At 39.9% G+C, this 1,535-nt stretch carries 3 protein-coding genes; all 3 read right to left on the reverse strand.

What is annotated here, in order from left to right; all coding sequences use genetic code 11:
- On the reverse strand, positions 1-853 hold an 853-nt coding region (locus tag U0M88_RS09900), incomplete at its 3' end, for a stage III sporulation protein AE (protein ID WP_331869703.1).
- A complete protein-coding gene (locus U0M88_RS09905) occupies positions 850-1,239 on the reverse strand; it encodes a SpoIIIAC/SpoIIIAD family protein (RefSeq protein ID WP_008391037.1) in 390 nt (129 codons plus the stop codon). The genes U0M88_RS09900 and U0M88_RS09905, both read right to left, overlap by 4 nt.
- 21 nt (positions 1,240-1,260) lie before the next feature.
- On the reverse strand, positions 1,261-1,458 hold the full coding sequence (gene spoIIIAC / locus U0M88_RS09910) for a stage III sporulation protein AC (RefSeq protein ID WP_008391038.1): 198 nt from the start codon (positions 1,456-1,458) through the stop codon (positions 1,261-1,263).
- Positions 1,459-1,535 lie beyond the last annotated feature (77 nt).

Genomic DNA, 1,535 nt, shown 5'->3' on the forward strand with positions numbered 1-1,535 from the left:
CTGCCGAACCGATGACCATGGTCATGGCTGAATTTAAACCACTTCCGATTCCTGGAATGGCACTCATTCCTTTTTGGAGAACTGTATTTTTCATGGAATCAACAGCTGGAAGGATCATCGACTGGATCAGCTGGACTCCTAACAGGACACTTAGGAATCCTTTGAGCAAGAACTTGATCACACCTTCGAGCGTTTTGCATAGTCTTGAAAAATGTTCTTCTTTTGATATATGGTTGATGATCTTTAAGACAAATAAAATCTTGATCATCGGAAGTAATACAACATTTGTAAGGGTTGTCATTGCATAGATCAGCAGAAGATAAAATTCATAAACTGTCGTTGATGTCGTGATCCCGGAAGTTGAGACAACAGCCAGTGAATATGCCATGATCATTCCTTTCATATAATCTGCCATTAAGGTAACAAGCTGCGTCACTGTTTTGTTTAAATAAAAAAAGGAATGTACCATGACACCGCATAGGATCACATAAGTAATATAAAATGCACTATTGGCTGTGCTTTGCTGAAAAAAGGAATCGGACAGATTTTTAAAGATGGCTGCGGTAAATGCGATCAGAAGGATTTCTCTGATCAGGTCTTTTTGGATCAACATACGGTTTAAAAAGCCCTCTTTCATTTTGGCTTTGATCGTATGCAGAACACCTTTTACATTTCCGTGGATCAGCTGTTTTACTAATTGTGTATAAGATAGATCGATCTCTTTGTCTTTTAAGGTGTTTTCCACATTGGTAAACATATCTTCGTTGAGTTTTGTTTCTTTGGCTGAAATATCATTTGTTCTTGTAAGGATCAGTAAAAATAGCAAGGTTAGCAGGAATATTCTTTGTTTCATGTGCCATTTCCTAATAGTTTCTGGATCGTTCCAAGCAGCGATTCAAAGACTGGAAGTCCAACGATCAGGATCGCTAATTTTCCTGCAAACTCAATCTGCTTTGCGATCGATGCCTGTCCTGCGTCTTTGCAGATATTGGATGCGAACTCGCAGATGAAGGAGATACCGATCAGTTTTAAAAGGATCTGGAAGTAGCTTTGTGGGATTTTTGAATAGGACCGGATCATCTTAAACACGGTTAGTATTTCCTCCATTTGTTTTAGTCCATACATTGCTAGAAGAATGCTTGAGATCACTGCGATCACGACTGCGATCTCTGGACGGATCGTTTTGATCTTCATGGCGATCAGACTTGCAACGATCCCAAAGACTGCGACTTTTATCATCTTAGTATTCGCCTCCAATCTCTAGGATATCGTAAAAAGTGTCTGGACGCTTTCAAACAGATCATAGATATACGGGATCACCCAGCCAAGAACAAGGATCAGACCGGCAAGTGTGATCAAAAATGCCTGTTCGTCTCTTCCGGAATGTTTTAAGACCTGCACAAGGATCGTTACAAGAATTCCAACGGCTGCGATCCGAAAAATGATATTGACACTCATAACCCCTCCTTGTCATAAAAATGTCTGGTAGTTGCTTTATAGTAAGATGATCACGATCAGAACGCTTAGTGATATAC

Origin of the sequence: Faecalicoccus sp. (genome assembly GCF_036552745.1) — a bacterium.
Taxonomy (GTDB): domain Bacteria; phylum Bacillota_I; class Bacilli_A; order Erysipelotrichales; family Erysipelotrichaceae; genus Faecalicoccus.